This window comes from Cobetia sp. MM1IDA2H-1 (genome assembly GCF_002916775.2).
Lineage (GTDB): Bacteria > Pseudomonadota > Gammaproteobacteria > Pseudomonadales > Halomonadaceae > Cobetia > Cobetia marina.
This window is the reverse complement of the sequence record NZ_CM133225.1, coordinates 2175010-2196802: the sequence shown is the minus strand read 5'-3', so window position 1 is coordinate 2196802 and position 21793 is coordinate 2175010. Positions and strand designations below refer to the sequence as shown.

At 62.0% G+C, this 21793-nt stretch carries 20 protein-coding genes; 12 read left to right on the top strand and 8 right to left on the bottom strand.

The features are described from left to right. Positions 1-149 precede the first annotated feature (149 nt). Positions 150-1532 (bottom strand): NAD-dependent succinate-semialdehyde dehydrogenase, encoded by a 1383-nt coding sequence (locus tag BOH68_RS09380; protein ID WP_077375819.1) that lies wholly within the window; start codon positions 1530-1532, stop codon positions 150-152. Positions 1533-1877: 345 nt separating this feature from the next. On the opposite strand from BOH68_RS09380, the gene BOH68_RS09375 reads away from it, so the two are divergent. Further along, the gene (locus BOH68_RS09375) at positions 1878-2318 is read left to right on the top strand and encodes an arsenate reductase/protein-tyrosine-phosphatase family protein (RefSeq protein ID WP_077375822.1); all 441 of its coding nucleotides are present in this window, start codon (positions 1878-1880) and stop codon (positions 2316-2318) included. Positions 2319-2502: 184 nt separating this feature from the next. On the opposite strand, the gene BOH68_RS09370 is transcribed toward BOH68_RS09375, so the two are convergent. Beyond that, on the bottom strand, positions 2503-5679 hold the full coding sequence (locus tag BOH68_RS09370) for an EAL domain-containing protein (protein WP_170877407.1): 3177 nt from the start codon (positions 5677-5679) through the stop codon (positions 2503-2505). 256 nt (positions 5680-5935) lie between these two features. Here BOH68_RS09370 and BOH68_RS09365 point away from each other — a divergent pair, with 256 nt between their 5' ends. The 7 genes from BOH68_RS09365 (at position 5936) to BOH68_RS09335 (ending at position 12511) form a co-directional block, all read left to right on the top strand. Beyond that, positions 5936-6430 carry a CidA/LrgA family protein gene (locus BOH68_RS09365; protein ID WP_077375827.1) on the top strand — a complete coding sequence of 165 codons (495 nt, stop codon included), beginning with the start codon at positions 5936-5938 and terminating at the stop codon, positions 6428-6430. Further along, positions 6427-7155, top strand: a complete 729-nt coding sequence (locus BOH68_RS09360) for an LrgB family protein (protein WP_077375830.1) — start codon at positions 6427-6429, stop codon at positions 7153-7155. Before BOH68_RS09365 ends, BOH68_RS09360 begins: the two co-directional genes overlap by 4 nt. Positions 7156-7318: 163 nt before the next feature. Then, on the top strand, positions 7319-8203 hold the full coding sequence (locus BOH68_RS09355; RefSeq protein ID WP_077375833.1) for a hypothetical protein: 885 nt from the start codon (positions 7319-7321) through the stop codon (positions 8201-8203). 97 nt (positions 8204-8300) lie between these two features. Then, a complete protein-coding gene (locus BOH68_RS09350; protein ID WP_077375836.1) occupies positions 8301-8963 on the top strand; it encodes a response regulator in 663 nt (220 codons plus the stop codon). Next, on the top strand, positions 8960-10387 hold the full coding sequence (locus BOH68_RS09345; RefSeq protein ID WP_077375839.1) for an ATP-binding protein: 1428 nt from the start codon (positions 8960-8962) through the stop codon (positions 10385-10387). Before BOH68_RS09350 ends, BOH68_RS09345 begins: the two co-directional genes overlap by 4 nt. A gap of 245 nt (positions 10388-10632) precedes the next feature. Continuing rightward, on the top strand, positions 10633-11406 hold the full coding sequence (locus BOH68_RS09340; protein ID WP_077375843.1) for a 3-hydroxybutyrate dehydrogenase: 774 nt from the start codon (positions 10633-10635) through the stop codon (positions 11404-11406). Between the two features lie 316 nt (positions 11407-11722). Continuing rightward, complete coding sequence (locus BOH68_RS09335) at positions 11723-12511, top strand: enoyl-CoA hydratase-related protein (RefSeq protein WP_258038245.1); 789 nt, start codon at positions 11723-11725, stop codon at positions 12509-12511. Here the strand turns inward: BOH68_RS09335 and BOH68_RS09330 are convergent. The 5 genes from BOH68_RS09330 to BOH68_RS09310 all read right to left on the bottom strand — a co-directional run bounded on the left by BOH68_RS09330 (position 12508) and on the right by BOH68_RS09310 (position 16819). Continuing rightward, positions 12508-13044, bottom strand: coding sequence for a response regulator transcription factor (locus BOH68_RS09330; protein WP_371861073.1), 537 nt, complete (start codon positions 13042-13044; stop codon positions 12508-12510). The two genes, BOH68_RS09335 and BOH68_RS09330, sit on opposite strands and share 4 nt — an antisense overlap. A gap of 31 nt (positions 13045-13075) precedes the next feature. Then, complete coding sequence (locus tag BOH68_RS09325; protein ID WP_077375852.1) at positions 13076-14347, bottom strand: ATP-binding protein; 1272 nt, start codon at positions 14345-14347, stop codon at positions 13076-13078. A gap of 113 nt (positions 14348-14460) precedes the next feature. Next, positions 14461-16029 (bottom strand): DASH family cryptochrome, encoded by a 1569-nt coding sequence (locus BOH68_RS09320; RefSeq protein ID WP_170877408.1) that lies wholly within the window; start codon positions 16027-16029, stop codon positions 14461-14463. Beyond that, on the bottom strand, positions 16016-16183 hold the full coding sequence (locus BOH68_RS09315; protein ID WP_077375858.1) for a DUF2256 domain-containing protein: 168 nt from the start codon (positions 16181-16183) through the stop codon (positions 16016-16018). Before BOH68_RS09315 ends, BOH68_RS09320 begins: the two co-directional genes overlap by 14 nt. 117 nt (positions 16184-16300) lie before the next feature. Then, on the bottom strand, positions 16301-16819 hold the full coding sequence (locus BOH68_RS09310) for a MarR family winged helix-turn-helix transcriptional regulator (protein ID WP_077375861.1): 519 nt from the start codon (positions 16817-16819) through the stop codon (positions 16301-16303). Positions 16820-17067: 248 nt separating this feature from the next. Here BOH68_RS09310 and hmgA point away from each other — a divergent pair, with 248 nt between their 5' ends. The 3 genes from hmgA (at position 17068) to maiA (ending at position 20272) form a co-directional block, all read left to right on the top strand. Next, a complete protein-coding gene (gene hmgA, locus BOH68_RS09305) occupies positions 17068-18381 on the top strand; it encodes a homogentisate 1,2-dioxygenase (RefSeq protein ID WP_077375865.1) in 1314 nt (437 codons plus the stop codon). A 75-nt stretch (positions 18382-18456) separates the two neighbouring features. Further along, positions 18457-19476 carry a fumarylacetoacetate hydrolase family protein gene (locus tag BOH68_RS09300; protein ID WP_077375868.1) on the top strand — a complete coding sequence of 340 codons (1020 nt, stop codon included), beginning with the start codon at positions 18457-18459 and terminating at the stop codon, positions 19474-19476. A gap of 136 nt (positions 19477-19612) precedes the next feature. After that, positions 19613-20272, top strand: a complete 660-nt coding sequence (gene maiA / locus BOH68_RS09295; RefSeq protein ID WP_077375871.1) for a maleylacetoacetate isomerase — start codon at positions 19613-19615, stop codon at positions 20270-20272. 139 nt (positions 20273-20411) lie between these two features. Here maiA and BOH68_RS09290 read toward each other — a convergent pair whose 3' ends face one another. After that, complete coding sequence (locus tag BOH68_RS09290) at positions 20412-21194, bottom strand: cation transporter (RefSeq protein WP_077375874.1); 783 nt, start codon at positions 21192-21194, stop codon at positions 20412-20414. A gap of 122 nt (positions 21195-21316) precedes the next feature. On the opposite strand from BOH68_RS09290, the gene BOH68_RS09285 reads away from it, so the two are divergent. Further along, positions 21317-21784, top strand: a complete 468-nt coding sequence (locus BOH68_RS09285) for a MerR family DNA-binding protein (RefSeq protein ID WP_258038246.1) — start codon at positions 21317-21319, stop codon at positions 21782-21784. The last annotated feature ends 9 nt before the right edge of the window (positions 21785-21793 follow it).

The window sequence follows — 21793 nt, the reverse complement described above, 5'->3', positions numbered from 1 at the left end:
CCGGCGCTCGTGCAGAGCCTGGGAGCCTTCTGACGCAAGACGCCCCGCTGAAAAGCGGGGCGTTGTTGATTGCAGCCCATGGGCTGCCTGACGTCGCGACATCGATGCCTCGAGAGCTAAGTGCTCAAGGACATCGATGACGTGTCACCTCAGTGCTTGGCAACATAGACGGTGCGGATGTTCATGAAGGCACCGAAGCCATATTCGCTCTGCTCACGACCATAGCCGCTGCCTTTGACACCGCCGAAGGGCAGTTGGGCGAAAGGCGTGGTCGGGCGATTGACGAAGCTCATGCCGGCTTCCAGCTGACGCGAGACACGCTCGCCGCGCTCGTCGTCCTTGGCCACCACCGTGCTGCCCAGACCGTAGGGGCAGTCGTTCGCGAGCTCGATGGCATGCGCCTCGTTCTCCGCGACCACCACGGAAGCGACCGGGCCGAACAGCTCTTCGTTGAAGGCCGGATTGCCCTGGGTGACGTTGGTCAGCACCGTCGGCGGATACCAAGCACCCTCGCGATCCGGAATTTCGCCACCGCATTCCAGCTTGGCGCCGGCCTTGATGGCACGCTGCACCTGATCATGCAGGTCATCGCGCAGGTCCTTGCGTGACATCGGACCGATATCGACCCCTTCGCTGAGCGGGTCATCCATGCGCATGTCCTTCACTTTCTCGATCAGACGTCTGGAGAAGTCCTCGGCGATCGACTTGTCGACGATCAAGCGCTTGGAGGCGGCACAGCTCTGGCCGGTATTGTCGAAGCGTCCGGCGATGGCGAGATCCACCGCGCGCTCGATGTCGGCGTCATCCAGCACGATCAACGGATCGATACCCCCCAGTTCCAGCACGCTGGGCTTGAGCGCCGCACCGGCCTGCTCGGCGACCTTGCGGCCTGCCTCCTCGCTGCCGGTGAGGGTCACGCCCTGCACGACAGGATCATTGATGATGTCTTCGATCATCTCCGAGCCCACCGGCAGCCAGGTGAAGACGCCATCTTCGAAACCGGCCTCGTGGAACAGCTGGGTGATCAGCTCAGCGCAACCCGGGACGTTGGAGGCATGCTTCATCAGGCAGACGTTGCCACCTGCCAGTGCCGGGGTCGCGAAGCGGATGACCTGATAGAGCGGATAGTTCCACGGCATCACGCCCAGCACTGCGCCGATGGGGTCCTTGACGATCTTCGCTCTGACGGCACCCTCGACGTCGCGCTGCTCGGTTTCCATCAACGTGGGCAGGTTGTCGGCGTAGAAACGCGCGATGCTGGAGGAGATCTGCGTCTCGCTGATGCCCTGCTGGTACGGCTTGCCCATCTCATGGGCGATCAAGGTGGCAATGTCCTGCTGGCGCTGATCTATCAGGTCTGCCAGTGCGTGCAGACGTTTAGCACGTTCTTCCAGCGAGAGCTGACGATATTGCGGATAGGCATTGCGCGTCTGTTCCAGTTTCTGCTGAACCTCGTCCTTGCTCAGCGTGGCGTATTCATTGAGAACCTTGTCATTGGCCGGATTGGTCGCGGTCAGTGTCTTGTTGCTCATCTTGCCTCCCTATCTGGGTGCTGGTTCAGCGAGTGGCCGAGCGGCAGATATCACATGAGCGACATCGACCTTGGATCAGCCACCTCATTGGCTACGCGACAAGAACTGGAGATGCCGTCGCTGACCTTCAAGAGCCGAGGTGATCGATCTGGCGTCATCTCAGTGTTGCCATTCGAGCACGCGCGTCCCCCTTGAAACGTCACAGGCTGCGTCCATCGAGCCTCGCAAGCCTGCCGCACGGGCTGCCGGCATGCGACAATGGCCCTCTGGTGTCCGGACGCGGGTAAGCATCTCCCCCCGGGCCATCGACATGAGTGCAAGCGTCACAAGGAAGAGGAAGTCAGCGTGTTCAACAATATTCTGGTGGTGTGTACCGGCAATATCTGTCGCAGTCCGGTCGGTGAGGCACTGCTGAAGCAAGCGTTGCCGGGCAAGACGGTTCACTCGGCGGGTGTGGGCGCATTGGTCGATCATCCTGTCGAACCCACGGCGGCTAGATTCGCTCTCGAGTCCGGTCTGGAGGTTGATGGGCATCGTGCGCGGCAGGTATCGGTCGAGATGTTGACGGCGGCGGATCTGATTCTGGTCATGAGCGATGGTCATCGTCGTGCCATCAACCAGATGGCCCCGCAAGTCAGTGGCAAGACGATGATGTTCGGCCGCTGGCTGGCGGGGGGGCAGGGCGAAGAGATTCCGGATCCCTATCGCAAGAGTGAAGAGGCCTTCCGGCACGCGCACCAGAAACTCGTGGACGCTGCGGCGCTGTGGGTGAAGAAACTGTCGTAACCAAGGTCTAGTTCTTGCTGATGTCTGAACAAGCATCTATACAACCCTGACGAAGAGACTGATTGCCATGCGGTCAGTCTCTTTTATAGGTTCGTCCAGACTCCGCCTTCATGAGAGAGGGGCCGTGTCGAGGGCTGCCACATGATATCGAAAGGACCACAGCGAGCGTGATCGTTAGCGTCGCTCAAGACGTGAGCTGCGTCCCCGGGCGGTTGTTGGCGATGCCTTGCGATGTCATCACACAAGCCTTGTGAGCCAGCGTCGAGTTTTCTGCCACCAGCGGGGAAGGCTTGCCGATGGCATAGCCCTGGACGTGGTCGACCCCGATGGACGTCACGCATGCCAGTACCTCCTCGCTGCCAACGAATTCCGCGATGGTCTGCATGCCCATTTCGCGGGCCACCTCGGCGATGGCGCGCGCGATGGCGTAGGAGACACGATTGGTGTCCATGTCACGAATGAAGGCACCATCGATCTTGAGATAATTCACCGGCAGGCTCTTGAGATACCCGAAGGACGATACGCCGCTGCCAAAATCATCCAGTGCGAAGTAGCACCCCAGCTCTCCCAGGGTATCGAAGAAGGTGCGAGCATCGCCCAGGCGAGTGATGGCCACGCTTTCCGTAATCTCGAAACACAGCTTGTGGCCGGGAATCCCGCTGTCACGTACCAGGCTGACCAGCATGTCGCGGAAATTGGGACTGCTGATGGAGTGGCCCGAGAGGTTGAGCGACACCCGTGTCAGGCTGGCCAGGTGGGCAGGTTGCGACTGCAGCCAGGCCAGATAATGCCGGATGACGTATTCATCGATGGTGGCAGCTAGCCCATAACGCTCTGCCGCGGGCAGGAAGGCCCCGGGGGCGATGATGCTGCCGTCACGCCCCAGCATGCGCACCAGCACTTCATAGTGCTGCTCATCAGGGGTGCCCGGCCTGGTGCGTGTGCTGGCGATGGGCTGCTGATAGAGCACGAGACGTTGCGCTTCCACCGCGGCGGTGATTTCGGCGACCCAGTGCATTTCCTCCATCCGCTGAGTGACTTCGTCTCCGCTCACGCTATGGCGATGCACGCGGTTGCGCCCAGCGTCCTTCGCTTCATAACAGGCGGCATCGGCAGCGCTGAGCAGATGATGCGGATCACTCTGGCCGTTGCTGATGCTGACCAGGCCGATACTGGCGCTGACGCTGAACAGCTTGTCGTCCCACATGAATCGGAAATTGGCCACGCTCTGGCGCAGTCGCTCCAGCAGCGGTTCCGCTTCGTCCAGTGTCATGCCGGGCATCAACAGACCGAATTCGTCGCCCCCGAGACGGGCCAGAAGATCCTGTGGGCGTAGATCATTGCCGATGACGTCAACCAGCTGGATCAACAGGGCATCGCCCGCGGAATGTCCGCAGGTATCATTGACGACCTTGAATTGATCAAGATCGATATAGGCCAGGCAATGATGCGAGTGGTCCTCGCGCACGACGTCACAGAACTGCGTCAATCTGCGACGGAAGGCGGCGCGGTTCAGAAGTCCTGTCAGGCTGTCATGGTTGGCTTCATGGATCAGTCGCTGGGACATGGTGTGACTATGGGTCTTGTCGACCAGAGCAACCAGCGTATAGCCGTCCTGCACCGGGGTGGTATCGACGGAGGAGACGCTGACGTCGGCATGCACCGTGTTGCCCCGTGCATGAAGGAAGCGGCAGCGTTGGGTGAAGTGACTGATACCGCCCTCGATCAAGGCAAGGTGGCGTCGTTGCAGCGATGCCAAGTCTTCCGGCTCGATCAGTTCGCGTATATAGCAGCCCTCGAGCGTGGTGCTCGGGTAGCCGAGGATGTCCTCGAGTCGCTGGTTGACCCTCAACAACTGACCCGCCTTGGACATGTGCGCCATCCCGACGGCGGAGTGCTCGAAGGTGGCGCGATAGCGACGCTCGCTGGCACGCAGTCGCTCCTGGGTCGCGTGACGCTCAAGCTCGGTGGCAAGCTGTGAGACGTGATCACAGGCCGAGCTCAGGAAGGCGAGCTCATCCTCCGCCCATTCGCGTGGACCGCCACACTCCGTGCAACAGATCACCCCGCGAATCTTGCCGGAGATGCGCACGGGGCTATCGAGAATTGCCTGGAGGTCCGTGCTGAAATAGCCATTGAACAACAGCCCGCTGCTGGCCTGCTGGGTATCGCTGATCGCCAGGATGCGCTCGGATTTCAGGGCGGTGAAATACTCTCCCAGCTGGCTGTCACACAGCTCTCGGGGGTGCGCCCGAGAGGTCGCATCGTGCGGGGCAGGCAGTTCACCGTCGTGTACATGACTCAGTGACAGCCGGGTTCCCTCGGGATTCATCTTCCAGAAGCTGACCTTGCGTACCTGCAGGGCATCCGCCACCTGCTGGCAGATCCATGGCATCAGGTCTTCGAGCCGAGTGCCCTCGGCATGGTGGGCGTTGCCGAGTCGTATCAGCACGGCCTGCTGACGTTCGTAGCGACATAGCTTGTCGGCCTGTGCCACGGCGGCCATGTGCTGCTGATGGATGTCGAGCAGAGAGCCGATAAAGCGATAGGGCGCGTCATCACGCACCTGGAACTGCGCACGCAACTTGAACCAGCGGTAGTCTCCCTGGCGGGTGCGGATGCGCAGTTCAATGCTGAACGGGGTCTCCTGCAGGCGCTTTATCGCGAGAAGCGCCTGGAACTCTTCGCGCATCTCGGGGGCGACTCTTTCATGCAGCGCCTCGAGTCGGCTGTCCAGGGTTCCGGCGCTGTAGCCCAGCTGCATTTCCAGGCGTGGCGATATCGTCAGGCGTTCATTGCCTAGCTGCCATTCGATGATGCCATCGGAAATGCTGCGCAGTATCCAGTTGGCGCGGGTATAGCTGTCGCGCAAGGCTGCACTGAGCTGGGCACTCTGCATGAGGCGCTTCAGCGCCTCGCTGATCATTCCAGCGAGCTGATCAAGCCGCGCCAGGGTGTCATCGTCGGGCAGCGACTGGCGTGGAGAGGTGTCGAACATGCTCATGCATCCGACCACCGCGCCAGTGGCATCATGCAGTGGCAGTCCGATATAGAAGCGTATGCCATCCCCCTTCACCGAACAGGTATCGCGCAGTTCAGCATGCTGATAGGCATCGCGCGTCACCAGAGGCCTTCCCTTGATGACGGCCAGACCACACAGGCTATCGTGCAGCGGAAGGGCATCGGGAATGCTGTCGTCCAGGCTTACCCAACGCTTGAGATGACGTGTGTTGCGCAGGCTGATCAAGGCGAGGGGAGTCCCGGCGAGATCCGCTGCCAGCTCCAGCAGCATGCGGGCCTGATGGTCCTCTTCGCGTCGAAGTGTCTCGACCCATTCCGAAGTGATGGAAGTATCAAGCATCAAGGATTCTGGCATCGCGTAGGCGTGTCCTTGCCGGAGAAGGTGGCGGTTCAGTCGAGTCAGAACACTACCATAAGCCAGCGTTGCCGCCACTGCCGGGCTTTCGACGTGCACCCCAGGGCTGCGCCGTGCTGCCACGTCGCGCGCATGGCGGGTCACGGCCCGGTATCACCGTGCCGTGATTGGTCATCTATGGCACAATTCGACCTTTTACCGCACGTCAGATGAGTGCCTTGATGGGGGAGACTGGCCGGAGATGGAGTTGATCAAGGGGTTCTGCATTCTGCTGACATGTCAGTTCGTGGGCGAGGTGCTGGGACGTGCCCTCGTATTGCCGGTGCCTGGACCGGTACTGGGCATGCTGATCCTGTTGCTGGCGCTGATGGTGCGTGGCCGTCTGCGCAAGCGATTGATACCGTCGCCGGACAGGGAAGGTGACGCCGTGCGCATCTCGGACAACGATGCCGGTCAACGTCAGCTGCTTCGCGCCATGTTGCGTGAACGAGTGCCCGGCAGTCTCAGGCTTGCCAGCAATGGCCTGCTGGCGCATCTCTCGCTGTTGTTCGTCCCGGCAGGCGTCGGGGTCATGGTGCATCTGGATCTCATCGCTCAGGATCTGCTCGCCATCGCGGTGACGCTGGTGGTATCCATCGCCGTGACGCAGTTCGTGACAGCCTGGCTGTTGCAGCGGCTGATAGATCGTCGTTCATCTTTGCAAGGTTCGATGGCCGGCAAGGGAGGGGAACAGTGAATCTCGCCCCTCTGGATGCTCTCTGGGTCTATCTCAGTGCCTCTCCGCTGCTGCATCTATTGCTGACGCTGGCGGCCTTTCTGCTGGCGACCGTGATCAACCGCCTGGCTCGTGGCGCGTCTCTTGCCCATCCGGTGCTGGTGTCGATTGCCTTGATCATCGGCTTTCTCTGGATGACGGATACCGACTACGCGACCTATTTCGAAGGCGCCCAGTTCATTCACTTCCTGTTGGGGCCGGCGACGGTGGCACTGGCGGTGCCGCTGTTCGATCATCTTGACCGCGTCAAGCAGATGCTCTGGCCTCTGCTGACGGCCTGTTGCGTCGGCATCACCACTGCAGTGACCACCACGCTCGGTCTGGCCCTGGTCCTGGGGGCGCATACACCGGTGGCGCTGAGCCTGGCACCCAAGTCGGTGACCTCGCCGATCGCCATGGGGATCGCGGAAAAGCTCGGCGGCATTCCCTCACTCACGGCAGGGCTGGTGTTGTTGACCGGGACGCTTGGCTGTGTGATCGGACCGCTGATGCTGCGGCTGTCAGGTGCGCGTGATGATACCGTCAAGGGCTTTACCATGGGCCTGTCTGCCCATGGGATCGGCACGGCTTACTGCTTCTCTTCACTCAGCACCCTGGCCGGTGCCTTCGCGGGCATGTCCATGGGACTGACGGGACTCCTGACGGCCTTCATTCTGCCGCCGCTGGTCCATCTGTTCGGGTTGTAAGCCTTGGGCATCGGCGTCTGGCGCCGGCAAGGGACATCAAGTCTTCCGTCAGAGGGCAAGGAAAGAGTCGCTGCTTAATCTTTCGTTAAGCGTTGGTCGGCATCGTGTAGGTCATTCAGCCTGGCATGGTCGAATCGACGATGCCCCGACCAAGGATGTTGCCATGTACCGTCCGTTTCGCTCCCGTGGTGGTTCTGTCGAAAGTTCTCGGCTGGCCGGTCATCGCTTGCTCGTCGAAGCGCCCATGGCCTCGAGTTGCCGGGAGATATGCTGGCAGCTGGCGGGCCATGGCGCCACGCTGACACTGGTGGAGCGCCCTGGAGATGATCTCGCGCTTCTGTGCCAGCTGCTGCCGACTCCTCTGGGGCAACGGCATCGCTGTCTGACCCTCGCCGTCTCGGACGTCACCGGCGAGTCGCTGTGTGAGCAGCTGCTCAGCATCACGCCCGCGTCGCGTCCTCACACCCTGGTGAGCTTGCCGGGTGATGGTGAGTGGCAGCTGGAGGCCGGGCGTGCCATGCATGTTCTGCATGGCTCTGGCTGGCAGCCTGGCGTGCGCCAGCGGGTACTGGAATGTCTCTCGGCCTCTCTTGTCACGGCGGGGCGGGAGGAATTGGTCGAGTTCATACTGCAGCCGGATGGCCACTTGTTCGCCCCGGTCTCCGCCTGTGCCCACCAGCATGTCAGGCTTCACGTTCCCCCTCTGATCACCGGGGAAGAGTCTCCGCTACTGATGCAACTGGCGCGGCATCAAGGATGCCACCCCATCAGCATCGAGCGTCAGGTCGAGCAGATGGTGTATCCGCTTTGCCTGTTGCGAGCACCGGGGGCGTTGGCTCGCATGAGACTTCGAGGTGGCTGGGCATTGCGCCGCATTCTCGGCCAACCGGAACGCATGCTGGACTCGGGCCTGGAGGCCATTCGCGAAGCGCTTCAACGCATCGTGTTTCGCCGCCAGGAGCGCCGCGCTGTCCTCGGCGCAAGACGACGGGGCAGGGGTTGGGGCTTGCAAAGGTCATGGGCGGAGAGAGCCGGGAATCGCGCCTAGTCGATGATGCTGCCATCCCGCTCTCGTCATCTGTCATCAGTGGGGCATGGGATATCCCCAGCTCCCTCTCACGTATCGCTTGTCATCAGGAGACCCCATGCGCGTGCTGCTCGTGGAAGATGATCCACTGTTGGGTGAAGGTATCGGTCATGCCTTGAGTCGTGAAGGCATGAGCAGTGAATGGTTGCGGGTGGGGGGCGATGTCGTGGCCACTCTCAAGCATTCCTCCTTTGATGTCCTGGTGCTGGATCTTGGCTTGCCGGACATGGACGGTCTCGAGGTGCTGACCGCGCTGCGCCGCCGGGGCCACACTCTGCCGGTGCTGATTCTGACGGCACGAGATGATATCAGTGACCGAGTGCGTGGCCTGGACAACGGAGCGGATGATTATCTGGTCAAGCCCTTTGACATTGCCGAGCTGGTGGCCCGATTGCGCGCGCTGGTCAGGCGTCATGCGGGTCAGGCCAACGGATGCCTGCAACTGGGGGCCCTGAGCATTGATCAGGCCGGTCGTTCCGTCACCCTGGCCGGCGCCGAGGTGACGCTGGGACGGCGCGAATTCGATCTGCTGGAGTTTCTTCTCCTCCATCCCAGTCGTGTCTTCAGTCGGGACCAGCTCGTCGAGCAGTTATATGGTTGGGATGGGGATGTGGAAAGCAATGTCATCGAGGTGCATGTGCATCATCTTCGCCGCAAATTCGGGGCCGGCGTGGTGAAGACCGTACGCGGGGTCGGCTACCGACTGGGGGAGTCCGCGTGAAGTCGATACGCAGTTTTCTGCGGCGCAGCCTCATCGGAGGGGTGATCATCGTGCTGGGGGCAGCTGCCACCTGGAGCTACTTCGATGCCCGTGAGCAGATCGATGAGCTGTTCGATGCACAGCTGGCCCAGAATGCCCGCATGCTGGGCCGCCTCTATCAATCCGAGCTGGCCTCGCTGTCGCCGGTGGCGCGTCAGCAAAGACTTCAGGAGATGACCTCGGGGCAGTTCAGTCTGCGACCGCCATCCCTGAGCTTCGCGGATGGGCACGAGAAGTCGCCCCTCGGTCATGTCTATGAAGACAAGCTGGTCTTCCAGATGTGGGATGCACTCGGTCAGCCCTTGCTGGGGCTCTCCACTCCCTCGGTCATGCTCGACTATCTGCCGTTGCCCGGCTATGCCAAGCAGCACACGGATCATCACGACTGGTTCACCTTCACGCTGTATTTCCCTGACAGCGGCATCTGGGTCACGGCCGCTCAGCGGGAAGACGTACGAGATGAATTGACGGGGCAGATCGCACTGCACAACGTGCTGGCGCTGGTGGTCGGGTTGCTGGTGATCGCCTTGCTGATCGGTGTCGCCGTCTCTCGGGGATTCCGTCCCGTGCTGCGTATCAGCCGACAGATCACCGCCCGTCAGCCCGGCTATCTAGAGCCACTTGATGCCAGTGAGGCGCCGGACGAGATTCGCGGGATGGTGGATGCGCTCAACGGCTTGCTGAGACGCTTGGCCGACACGCTCGACAAGGAGCGTCGCTTCACTGCCAATGCGGCTCACGAGTTGAGAACGCCCCTGGCCGGCATCAAGGTGCATGCCCAGAATGTCGAGGCGGATGCCACCGATGAGAATTCGCGGCGTTCGGCGCGCATGATCGTCGACGGTGTCAATCGCATGACGCGTGTCGTGGAGCAACTGCTGACGCTGTCGCGGCTGGAGAGTGGTGCCGAGGTGCCGCGCAGTCACGTCGATCTCGGGCATCTGGCGCATGAACTTGCGCGGGATCTCGGCCCCATGGCGCGCCAGCGTGGCGTCGGGATGTTCGTCGACGTCACGCCCGACGCGCAGTTGATCAGCCACGAGAACGGCCTCTATGTGCTGCTGCGCAATCTTCTCGACAACGCGCTGCGCTATACGCCTGAGGGGGGGGAAGTGCGTTTGAGCATTCGGCGCCGCGAGACCTCTCTCGGCGATGGTCTGATCATGGAAGTCATGGATACCGGCCCCGGCATTCCGCCCCGTGAGCGTCAGCGGGTCCGGGAGCGCTTCGTGCGTCTGGCGGGGCAGAACACCTCGGGGTCAGGGCTGGGCCTTTCGATCGTCGATGAACTGGCCGAGCGCCTGGGAGCGGAACTGACCCTGGATGACAGTCCGTTGGGGAGTGCGGCGTCGCCCGGTCTGTCAGCTCGATTGCACTTCGGCTGAGCTCGCGTTGCATGCTGCGCCCTGGCGGTTGCGCAAGTTGCATCACGGCTCTGGCATGCAGGCTCCATGGGGTTCAACGCCATGCATGCTGTCGCCGACAGGCCAACAAGGCGATGGTCGGGTGGCGAAGGTGGCTTTATTAGCGCTATCTTCACTATATGTTGCAGAGCAGCATCCGATGCCACCCGGTCCCTGTCTGGGGCTGGGCATTCCTGCGGCATGACATCAGCCCGAAGGAGACCTTCATGAGTGAACAACAGTCAGCCCCGACCCGCGTCGCCCTTGTCACGGGGACTGCCAGTGGTATCGGCGCCGCCATCATGGAAGCGATGTGCCAGGCCGGTCATCAGGTCCTTGCCGTGGATTTCAGTGACGATGGGGCAGAGGTCGCCGACAAGGCAGGCGCTGCATTCTTCAAGGCAGACCTGACGGATGGCGAGCAATGTCGGGCCGCTGTCGAGGAAGCGGTGTCACGCTTCGGTCGCCTGGATATCCTGGTCAACAATGCCGGTATCCAGCACGTCGAGCGCATCAAGGAGTTCCCGCAGGCCAAGTGGGATCAGATCATCGCGCTGATGCTGACGGCACCTTTCACGCTGATTCAGGCGGCCTGGCCGCACATGGAGAAGAATGGATATGGCCGCATCGTCAACATGGCCTCCATTCACGCGCATGTCGCCTCGCCCGGCAAGGCGGCCTATGTCAGCGCCAAGCATGGTCTGATGGGGCTGACCAGGACGGCGGCACTGGAAGGCGGCGAGAGTGGTATCACGGCCAATGCCATCTGCCCGGCGTATGTGCGCACTCCGCTGGTCGACAAGCAGATCGCCGAACAGGCCAGGCTCAATGACATGCCCGAGGATGAGGTGATCGAGAAGATCATGCTCAAGGGGGCCGCCATCAAGCGCATGATCGACCCCGCCGAAGTCGCTGACATGGCGGTGTGGCTGGCCTCCGACAAGGCAGGCTCAGTGACGGGCTCCAGTTTCAACATGGATCTCGGCTGGACGGCACAGTAAGTCGCGTGACACCTCGCGTGGGGGTCGGCAGCCCGCCTGCCCGCTGCGTGAACCACCGGCAAGACCGACAGGCCCTTGTCTCTCCCGCCGCATGACGCTGCACGGAGGACAAGGGTCTTCTCGTATGTGCGAGTTGACAGGCCCCTTGAGGGCCCTCGCTCGTGACGGCCATTGATGACGTCAGGAATCCGCCATGACCGCTTCGCCACATGACACGACTCACGCCGCTGCTCACGACGCTACTCACGACGCCACCTTATCCCCACGCGATTCCACTGACGCCTGCTGCGCCCGGCAGAGGTCAGCGGCTGTACCCGTGACCCTTGTCGACAGTCATCTCAGTCTCGAGCACGGTGTCGCCGTCATGACCTTCGCCCGTCACGACGTGCGCAATGCTCTGACGGGGACTGCGCTGGTGGAGGATCTGCTGGCAGTGGCCGAATGGGTCAATGGCTGTGACAGCGTGGGTGCCCTGGTGATCATCGGCGAGGGCAGCGCCTTCTCTGCCGGAGGCAATGTGCAGGACATGGCGCAGCGAAAGGGGGATTTTGCTGGAGATGCCGCCGAGGTCGCGGCGCGCTATCGCCGCGGTATCCAGCGAATGACACCTGCGGTGCTGGGCATCGAGGTGCCCGTGATCGCGGCGGTCAATGGTCCGGCCATCGGGGCCGGCTTTGATCTCGCCAACATGTGTGACATTCGCCTGGCCAGTGACCAGGCACGTTTCGGCGAGACGTTCCTGTCGCTGGGGTTGATCCCCGGTGATGGGGGCGCCTGGCTGCTGCAACGTCTGATCGGCTATCAGCGTGCCTGTGAGCTGACCTTCAGCGGGCGTATCGTCTCGGCGCAGGAAGCGCTGGCACTGGGGATCGTGCTGGAAGTCTGTGCAGAGGAGGACCTGATGACACGTGCCCTGGAGATGGCACGTCAGATGGCGAGTCAGCCGCGTCAGGCGACACGGCTGACCAAGCGTCTGATGCGTCGTGCCCCCGAGATGCGGTTGGACGACTTCCTGGATCTGTGTGCCAGTTTTCAGGGCCAATGCCATCAGGACCCGGAGCATCATGCTGCCGTGGCGGCCCTGCTGGCCCGAATGAAGCGCTAGCGCTTCACCGGTCGCTTCTGCAGTTTGCGCTGCAGCGTGCGGCGGTGCATCCCCAGGGCGCGAGCCGTGGAAGAGATGTTGCCGTCGTGCTCGTTGAGCACCTTCTGGATGTGTTCCCAGGTCAGGCGATTGACCGAGGGCGGGTTGTCGGAGATCTCGGCTTCCGGATCACCTCCCTCGCGCTTGAAGGCGTGAAGTATCTCGTCGGCATCGGCGGGCTTGCACAGGTAGTTCACGGCACCCAGCTTGATGGCTTCCACTGCCGTGGCAATGCTGGAGTAGCCCGTCAGCACCACGATGCGTGCTTCCGGCAACAAGGCGATCAGCTCGGGCAACAGCTTGAGGCCGGAGCTCTGTTCGAGCTTCAGATCCAGCGTGATCAGCTCGGGGCGATGGCTGCGCGCGATACTCAGCGCCTGTGCCTCGTCCCGGGCAACCTCCACGGCATAGCCGCGGCGTGTCATGGCACGTGCCGTCACCTGGCAGAAGAATTCGTCATCGTCGATGATCAGCAGTCGGGTTTCTTCGCTCATCAGGGGCTCACTTGGGCGGTCTTTGCCGCCATCAGTTCAGATAAAGAGGGAGGCGCACTTCCGTCAAGGTGCCGCCGTCTTCGTGGTTGTACAGGCTGACGCCACCACCGAAACGATTGATGGTGGCGTGGGTCAGGAACAGGCCGATGCCCATCCCCTTGGATTTGGTGGAGATGAAGGTCTCACCGAGCTGGTCCGCGACTGCCATGGGAACGCCTGCACCATGGTCACGAATGTCGATGGTGACCTCATCATCCCGCCGTTCCAAGGTGATCTCGATATCATCGGGGCAGGCATCCGCGGCATTGTTGAGCAGGTTCATCAGCGCCTGCTCAAGCGTGGTATCGACCAGGATCTGAGCCTTGCGGGCGGAGGCATCCACTTCGACGCTATGTTGCACATCCGGGCGTACCACTAGCCAGCGCTGCACGATTTCCTCCAGCCAGCGCGCGGCGTTGAGCGCCTGGGGCTGCTCCATGCGACGACGGTCGGCCGCGGCCACCATCGCTTGCAGGCGTTGCTTGCAGGTGTCGACCTGGCTGCGCAGCAGTGCGAGATCCTCCTCCAGCTGCGGGTCGTTCTTGTCCTTGGCATCCTCGCGCATCTCGCTCAACAGCACCGCCATGGTCGAGAGCGGGGTGCCCAGTTCGTGCGCGGTGCCGGCGGCCTGGCTGGCGACTGCCAATACCTGTTCGCTGCGCAGAGCCGCTTCTCGTGTGGTGGACAACGCCTGGTCTCGCGTGCGCAGGGCATGAGCCATTTTGAAGATGAAATAGGTCACAAGCGATGCCGACAGGCCGAAATTCAGCCACATGCCGATGACGTGCAGACTGATGCGCCCGCCGAGTTCGTAGGTGGCCAGCTGCGGTACGGGTTCGTAGAACATCATCAGGAAGCTGTAACAGCCCATGCCGACGGCCGCGATGATCCAGGCATAGCGCCAGGGCAAGGTGGCGGCCGCCATGGTCACCGGCACCAGATAGTAGGGCACGAAGGGGTTGGTGGAGCCGCCGGTATTGAAGAACAGCATCGTCAGACCGGCGATATCCACCAGCAGATGCAGCAGGTTCTCGGTGTCAGTGACCGGATGCGTCTGACCCAGACGCCACCAGCTGGCGACATTGACCAGGCCCATCGCGATGATGACCGAGATGACGGGGAGGACATTGAGCTGAAAGCCGATGATCTCGATCCCGAAGATGATCAGGATCAGGAAGCCTGTCCAGGTGATGCCGCGCGCGATGGTCAGACGGATCAGATTGCGGTGCGGTGTGGACAGTGGCGGCGGTAGCGGCTGATTCATGACGACTCCTGCAAGGAATGCGGCCATGATAGTGAATAAGGCCAGTAAAGTGCAGTCCTGACGGCCAGTTAGCGTCAATGGCCCGACGGCTTGTGTCCGCTGACAGTTTCCTCTCAGCCCCGTTCGAAGGAACCACTCAGCCATGGCTTCACACGTGTCGGTGTGACGTCGCTGAGGTGGGGCTGCCAGGCATCGACAAGGTGCAATGGCTGGCGCGGGTAGCCGGACTGCGTCGTCCCGTTGATGCCTCCCGACGCCCCGGGCGTCACGCGAAATGACCAGGCAATCCAGGGAGCATGGCGTTGCATGCCGGCCGGCAGCGTTTCCAGTTCGGGTATCCAGCGGGTGACGTGATGGCCGAGCGGGTCGTGCTGGCGAGCCTGCTTCATCATGTTGAAATGACGGTCCGCACGTGGATCGCGTCCCACGCCTGCCAGGTAGCGCCAGTTGCCCCAGTTGGACGCGACATCATGATCCAGCAGCTGATGTTCGAACCAGGCGGCACCCAGCCGCCAGTCCACGCCAAGATCCTTGATCAGATAGCTCGCCACGTTCTGGCGCATGCGGTTGCTCAGCCAGCCGGTGGCGGCCAGCTCGCGCATGCCGGCATCCACCCAGGGCACGCCGGTCATTCCGGCCTGCCAGCGTGAAAGCGCATCCGGTATCGCAGCGCACGCCTCGTGCCGCAGCGAGTCTGAACCGGGCCTTCCCGCCAGAAAGACCTGCCTCCCCAGCTGGCGGGTATCCCAATGAAAGTACTCCCGCCACAAGAGCTCGACGCGAATCCAGTCGCTGTCCTTGAACGCTGCCTGTGGGGTCTCGCAGAGCTCAGGCAGTGTCTTCTGGAAGGTGTGCAACCTGTCGAGTATGCGTCGTGGTGAGAGACACCCCAGTGCCAGCCAGGCAGAGAAACGGGTCGAGAAATCTGTCCCGCTGAGGCGATTGCGGGTGGTCTTGTACTGGCCGGCATGTTCAGGACTTAGATAATGCTCGAGTCTCTGCAGCGCTGCGGGCTCACCCCCAAGGAAGGCATGATCTCCCCGCGGGTCGCTCTGCCAGTCCCTGGCCGCATGGAGTCGTCTGGCGTTGCCTTGCACGCCCCGCGGCGCCTGTGCCGGCCAGCTCGGCAGCGCGCAAGGCGCCGCCACCGGAGCGGGCATGGCCTGGATATCCGGATAGGCCTTTTCCAGCTTGCGACGAAAGGCGCTGAAGGTTTCAGGAAGCTCACTGAGCGTGAAGGGCAAGTCGTCCTCGTTCAGGAGCAAGCCGCTATTGACCTGCCGCAGGCGACAGCTGGCGGCCACTGCCTGCTGCTGGCGTCGCTCCACCAGACCTGTGGCGTGTCGCGCGATGACGCCTCGGCACGCATGCTGCCTGGCGAGTTCGGGTATCAGATGTGCAGCGTCACCCTGGAGGATCAGCAGATCACTGCCCAGGGTCTGAAGCCCTGCCTGCAGGGATTCGAGGCTCTCCAGCAGGAAGCGCTGACGTGCAACGCTGAGTGGCTGCAGCCTGGCAGCATCAGGGCTGACACTGCCAACGGGCTGGAAGGTCGTCTCCGGCAGGATGTATACCACCAGCAGATGCGCCGGGTGTTCCTCGAGCGCGGCCTGCCACAGGGGGTTGTCATCGAGACGCAGGTCATCGTCTAGCCAGACAAGCCAGGTATCAGTGCTGGTCATGGTGTGTCTCCCGGGCTGCCTGACGCGCATTGCGTCGACAGCGTTGACTGCAGTGACGTACGTCTTCCCAGCAGTCCTGCCACTTCTTGCGCCATGTGAAGGGGCGCTGACAGGTCTGACACAACTTGCTTGGCAGGTGCGGTTTGCGATGCATGCGGGGACGACTCCATAAAACCAGTACGTGATTTATACCATACTTGTACGAAGTGCGAGTGTCCTGTCGAGAATCTCATGGGGCACAAGGTGGCGCACCTGCTGCCTCCCGCGAGTCTCAGTCGTTGCCTGGCAGCTGATCCAATTGACGCTCCAGGGTCTGCATGGTGAGCAGCAGATCCCGGTATTGGCGTGCATTGACGGCGCTCAGCAACTCATCCTCGAAGCGCTGGGCCTCGGGGATCAGTTCGGCGAGCATGGCCTCACCCTCGGCAGTGAGGGCGAGCAACTGCGCACGCTGATCCTGCTCGCTCGGCCGGCGCAGGATCAGTTTACGGCTTTCCAGAGATTTGACGGCCCGAGAGACGCGCACCTTGTCCATATGAGTCCGTTGACTGATTTCCCGGGCCGTCAATGGCGAGCCACGGCTCAGCCAGGCCAGCAGACGCCACTCGGCGACATTGATGGCGAAGCGCTCACCATAACGGACGAACAGCGCCTCACTGGTTCGCTCTGCCAGACGGTTGAGGCGATAGGGCAGGAACTGGTCAAGATCCAGCTCGCAGCGGGGTGTGTCTTGTGGGGGTTCCCCGTCAAGGGCATCGCGAGCTTCGGGAGTGTCATCAGTGCGTTGCATCGAAAGTTACCTGACTCGGTGAGAGGGTTGGCATACTGAGTCGCATTGAAACGTTTCAGGTGGATCAGGTTACCGATGTTACCACCTTCGAGAGCGAGCAAGACAAAAGTCTAGTAATACGGCGATTGCCAGGGTGTGGGTCTGCCTATATGGTTTCATATGTAACTATTTAGAGGGGTTGGCGGTATGTCGTGCCGTGGATGCCCCAGATCTTCAGGAGCCGCGAGCCCACAAGGAGATGAATCGTCATGCGCGAGCGCAACGCTGAGTGCCATTATCACGCCGGTTTTCGTAATCATGTCTCCACCGAGGCGTTGCCTGGCGCCTTGCCTCAGGGCCAGAACTCTCCCCAGCGTTGCCCCTACGGCCTTTACGCGGAGCAGTTGAGTGGCTCGGCCTTCACGGCACCGCGCAGTCACAACCTACGCAGCTGGCTTTACCGCATTCGGCCCTCGGTCGTGCAGGGCGCCTACCAGCCCATGGAGATGCCGCAGGTCGCCACTGCACCGTTGGCCGAGAGAGTGCCGGACCCCAATCCGATGCGCTGGGACCCCATCACATGCTCGACAGGGGACTTTCTGGACGGCCTGATCACGCTGGCGGTCAATGGAGATGCCCAGGCGCAGCAGGGCTGTGCCACGCACCTCTATGCCTTCTCTCGCGGCATGCAGCAGCGCTTTTTCTACAATGCCGACGGCGAATTGCTGATCGTGCCGCAACAGGGTGCCATTGAGGTGCGCAGCGAGCTGGGCCTGCTGGAAGTCGCCAGCGGCGAGATCGTGGTGATCCCGCGTGGTATCAAGTTTCAGCTCAATCCGCTGGCGGGACACGCGGAGGGCTGTCGAGGTTATGTGGCCGAGAACTATGGCGCGCCTCTCGAGTTGCCCTCTCTGGGGCCCATCGGCAGCAATGGATTGGCCAACCCGCGTGATTTCCTCGCACCTTCGGCGCGTTTCGAGGACGAAGCCGGTGATTTCACGCTGGTGGCCAAGTTCGGCGGGCGTTTCTGGTGCGCGAGTCTGGATCACTCACCACTGGATGTCGTGGCCTGGCATGGCAACTACGCGCCCTACAAATATGATCTGGCGACCTTCAATACCCTCAACACGGTCAGCTTCGATCATCCGGACCCCTCGATCTTCACCGTGCTGACATCACCATCGGACACCGCCGGGGTCGCCAATCTCGACTTCGTGATCTTCCCGCCGCGCTGGATGGTCGCCGAGAACACCTTCCGCCCCCCATATTTCCATCGCAATCTGATGAGCGAGCTGATGGGACTGATCCATGGTGAATATGACGCCAAGCGCGAAGGCTTCCGCCCGGGAGGCGCGAGTCTGCATAACGCCATGACCCCGCATGGCCCTGACGCTGCCACCTTCGAGGCCGCCACTCAGGCGGAACTCGCCCCCCGCTATCAGGGCAATACGCTCGCCTTCATGTTCGAGAGTCGCTATCTGTTCCAGCCCACCCCACAGGCCCTGTCGTCGAGCGCTCGTCAGCGCGACTACGGCTCGGTCTGGCAGGGGTTGGCGTCTCATTTCACTCCCCAGCAGCGCTGAGATTGGCATGTGCATGCCATCCCGCTCTGGTCTACCCACGTTCTTTCATCCCTCAAGCTTCTCAAGGAGGCAGTCATGAAATTCGCCACTCACCAGGATGGTTCCCGCGATGGAACACTGCTGCTGGTCTCCCGTGATCTGACCCGCGCCGTGAAGGTCGCGGATGTCGCCACGACGCTGCAGGCGCTGCTGGAGGACTGGGCTTCGCTGACACCAGCGCTCGAGAAGCGTTACGCAGCGCTCAATGATGGCACCTTGGCTGATGCGTTCGATCTGGACATGAAGACTCTGCATTCGCCGCTGCCACGCAGTTATCAATGGGCGGATGGCTCGGCGTATCTGAATCATGTGCAACTGGTTCGTCAGGCACGCGGCGCCGAGATGCCCGAGACCTTCTGGCACGACCCGCTGATGTATCAGGGCGGCAGCGACAGCTTCCTGGCCCCCAACGCCGATATCGTGTGTGTCAGTGAGGAGCATGGCATCGATTTCGAAGGCGAGATCGCCGTCATCACTGACGATGTGCCGATGCAGGTCAGTCCGGAGCAGGCCGAGAACCACATCCGCCTTGTGATGCTGGTCAATGACGTCAGTCTGCGTGGGTTGATCCCCGATGAGCTGGCCAAGGGCTTCGGCTTCTTCCAGGCCAAGCCGTCGTCTAGCTTCTCGCCCCTCGCCGTGACGCCGGATGAGCTGGGGGATGCCTGGCTGCAGGGGCGCGTGCATCTGCCGCTGAGCGTGCATCTCAATGGTGAGACGTTCGGAGAGCCAGAGTCCGGGCCAGACATGATCTTCAGTTTCCCGCAGCTGGTGGCGCATGCCGCCAAGACTCGCCCGCTGGGGGCCGGCGCGATCATCGGTTCCGGCACCGTATCCAATCCCGGCAAGGATGGCGGGCCCGGCAAGCCGATCAGCGAAGGGGGCGTGGGCTACAGCTGTCTGGCGGAGGTGCGCATGGTCGAGAAGATCCTGTTCGATGAGATTCGCACGCCCTTCATGCGTTTCGGTGATCGTATCCGCATCGAGATGTTCGATCGCGATGGCCAGAGCATCTTCGGCGCCATTGATCAGCAGGTGACGCCGTTGGACGCCTGAAGGCGGCCTCATCAGGTAGAGCTTCTCGAAGACACGTCTCGGGAAGACGTCGTGTGCCGGTAAGCCTCAAGCCAACTGGGTGCGAGGCAGTGCGAATGAGCGGCCGGCTTCCAACCGCGTCACAGGGGAGTGCAGCATGAGTTCAATAAGCCTGTATGGCTATTACCGTTCATCTACCAGCTATCGAGTAAGAATCGCGCTGGCGCTTAAGGGGATTGAGGTCGCTCAGGTGCCGGTCAACCTGCTCAAGGGCGAACAGCGCAGCGAGGAGTATCTGGCCATCAATCCCCAGGGGCTGGTGCCGACCCTGATGGTGGGAGATACGGAAACACCTGCGGCCCTGACCCAGTCGCTCGCGATCATGGAATATCTGGAGGAGCGCTGGCCCGCCCCGGCGCTGCTGCCCTCAACGCCGGAGGCGCGTGCGAAGGTGCGCTCACTGTGCCAGTTCATGGCTTGTGAGATGCATCCGCTCAACAATCCGCGCGTGCTCAATTATCTGACAGATCGCCTTGTGGTCACCCAGGCGCAGCGCCTTGAGTGGTACCGCCACTGGGTCGCCGAAGGTTTAGCGCGTCTGGAAGTGATGCTGGCGGAAAGTGCAGGGCGTTTCTGCCATGGCGATAGCCCGGGCATGGCGGATGCCTGCCTGATGCCCCAGCTCTACAATGCGCGCCGCTTCGAGTGTGAACTCGAGGACTATCCGAGGATTCTGGCCATCGAGGCGGCCTGCCAGTCACTGGACGCTTTCCAGCAGGCGCATCCTGAGCGTCAACCCGACTCTCCGGCCCCCTGACCTTGGCGATATCCAGACACTAAAGCGCCCCGTCGAGCTCGACGGGGCGCTGTCGTTTCAGGCGGACTGCACGCGGATGATGGCATTCGAGGGCATGTCAGTGGCTGGGCAGAGCGGCGGGAATGACACCTGAGTCGTGTCAGATAGAGGTGTTTCCACCACCGCCCTTGCCGGAACAGCAGCCGCTGGCGGGGGACTGTTCGACCACGGTGGCAGCCGTGGGCGGTGCACAACAGCTGCTGGTGGCGCAGGACGATGCCTGATCGCTGGCTGCCTGCTCATCTGATGCCTGCGCGTTTGTGGCCTGTTTCGCCTCGCGCAGCTCAACTCGCGCATCGCGAATCACCTGCCAGGCGGATTGCAGGAAGAGTGCGGCGATCGCAGCGCCCAGCAGCACGTCCGGCCAGCGAGAGCCTGTCCATCCCACCAATATCGCGGCCCCGAAGACCGAGGCATTGGCGATGATGTCATTGCGTGAGCACAGCCAGGTGGAGCGCATGTTCAGATCATCCGACTTGAAGCGCCACAGCAGGCCGAAGCAGATGAGATTGACGACCAGTGCCAGCAGGGCGAAGGCGCCCATGCCGTGGGCGGCCGGTGCCACGCCGTGCAGTGCCTGATGCCCTGCCTCGCCAAGGACGATCACGCCCAGCACCAGCATCACGACGCCCTTTACCAGCGCGCTCAACGCCCGTGCGCGTACGCTGCGGTGCAGGACATAGAGGGTCAGAGCGTAGACGCTGGCATCGCCGAACATGTCGAGCGAATCCCCCAGCAGGGCGGTGGAGCCCAGCCACCAGGCGGCGGTGAATTCGACGAAGAACATGCTGGCATTCAGTGCCAGCAGAATCTTCAACACCTTGCCCTGAGAGGCTCTGAGCTCTGCCAGTTCGCCGGATTTGCTTTCGCAGCAGCTTTTCATGGGGTCTTGGCCTCCTGTCGTGTTGCTGACAGCATGGGGGTTATAGTGACTATAAGGTCAAGTCGGCTGACGAAACGGCTGATGCATCGACGTGCAACATATCGCGAGAGGAGGAGCCATCGATGACTGCCAGAGAGTCTGCTCAGGAAGGTACGGCGCATCCTTCATCACACGGTGAGGCGGCAATGAGCATCGGTCAGCTGGCCAGCGCCTCTGACGTTCAGGCGGTGACGATCCGCTATTACGAGAAGCAGGGCCTGTTGTCTCCGACGCGGCGGGCCGCCAACGGGTATCGCGAGTATGGCAGTACGCAACTGCGGCGGTTGACCTTCATCCGCCGCTGTCGGCGGCTGGGGTTTTCGCTGGATGATATCCGCGCCTTGCTGGGGCTGGCGGATCAGCAGGCGTTGCCGTGTCATCAGATCGATGCGCGTATCGAGGCGCAGCTGGCCGAGGTACAGCAGCGCCAGCGAGATCTCGCTGCCATGGAAGAGGAATTGCAACGTCTGACATACTGCTGTGCCGGGGGAGTGATCGCGCAATGCCGTATCGTCGAGCGCTTGTCGGCCGTCGCGGAGACAGAGGAGTGATTGTCGAGT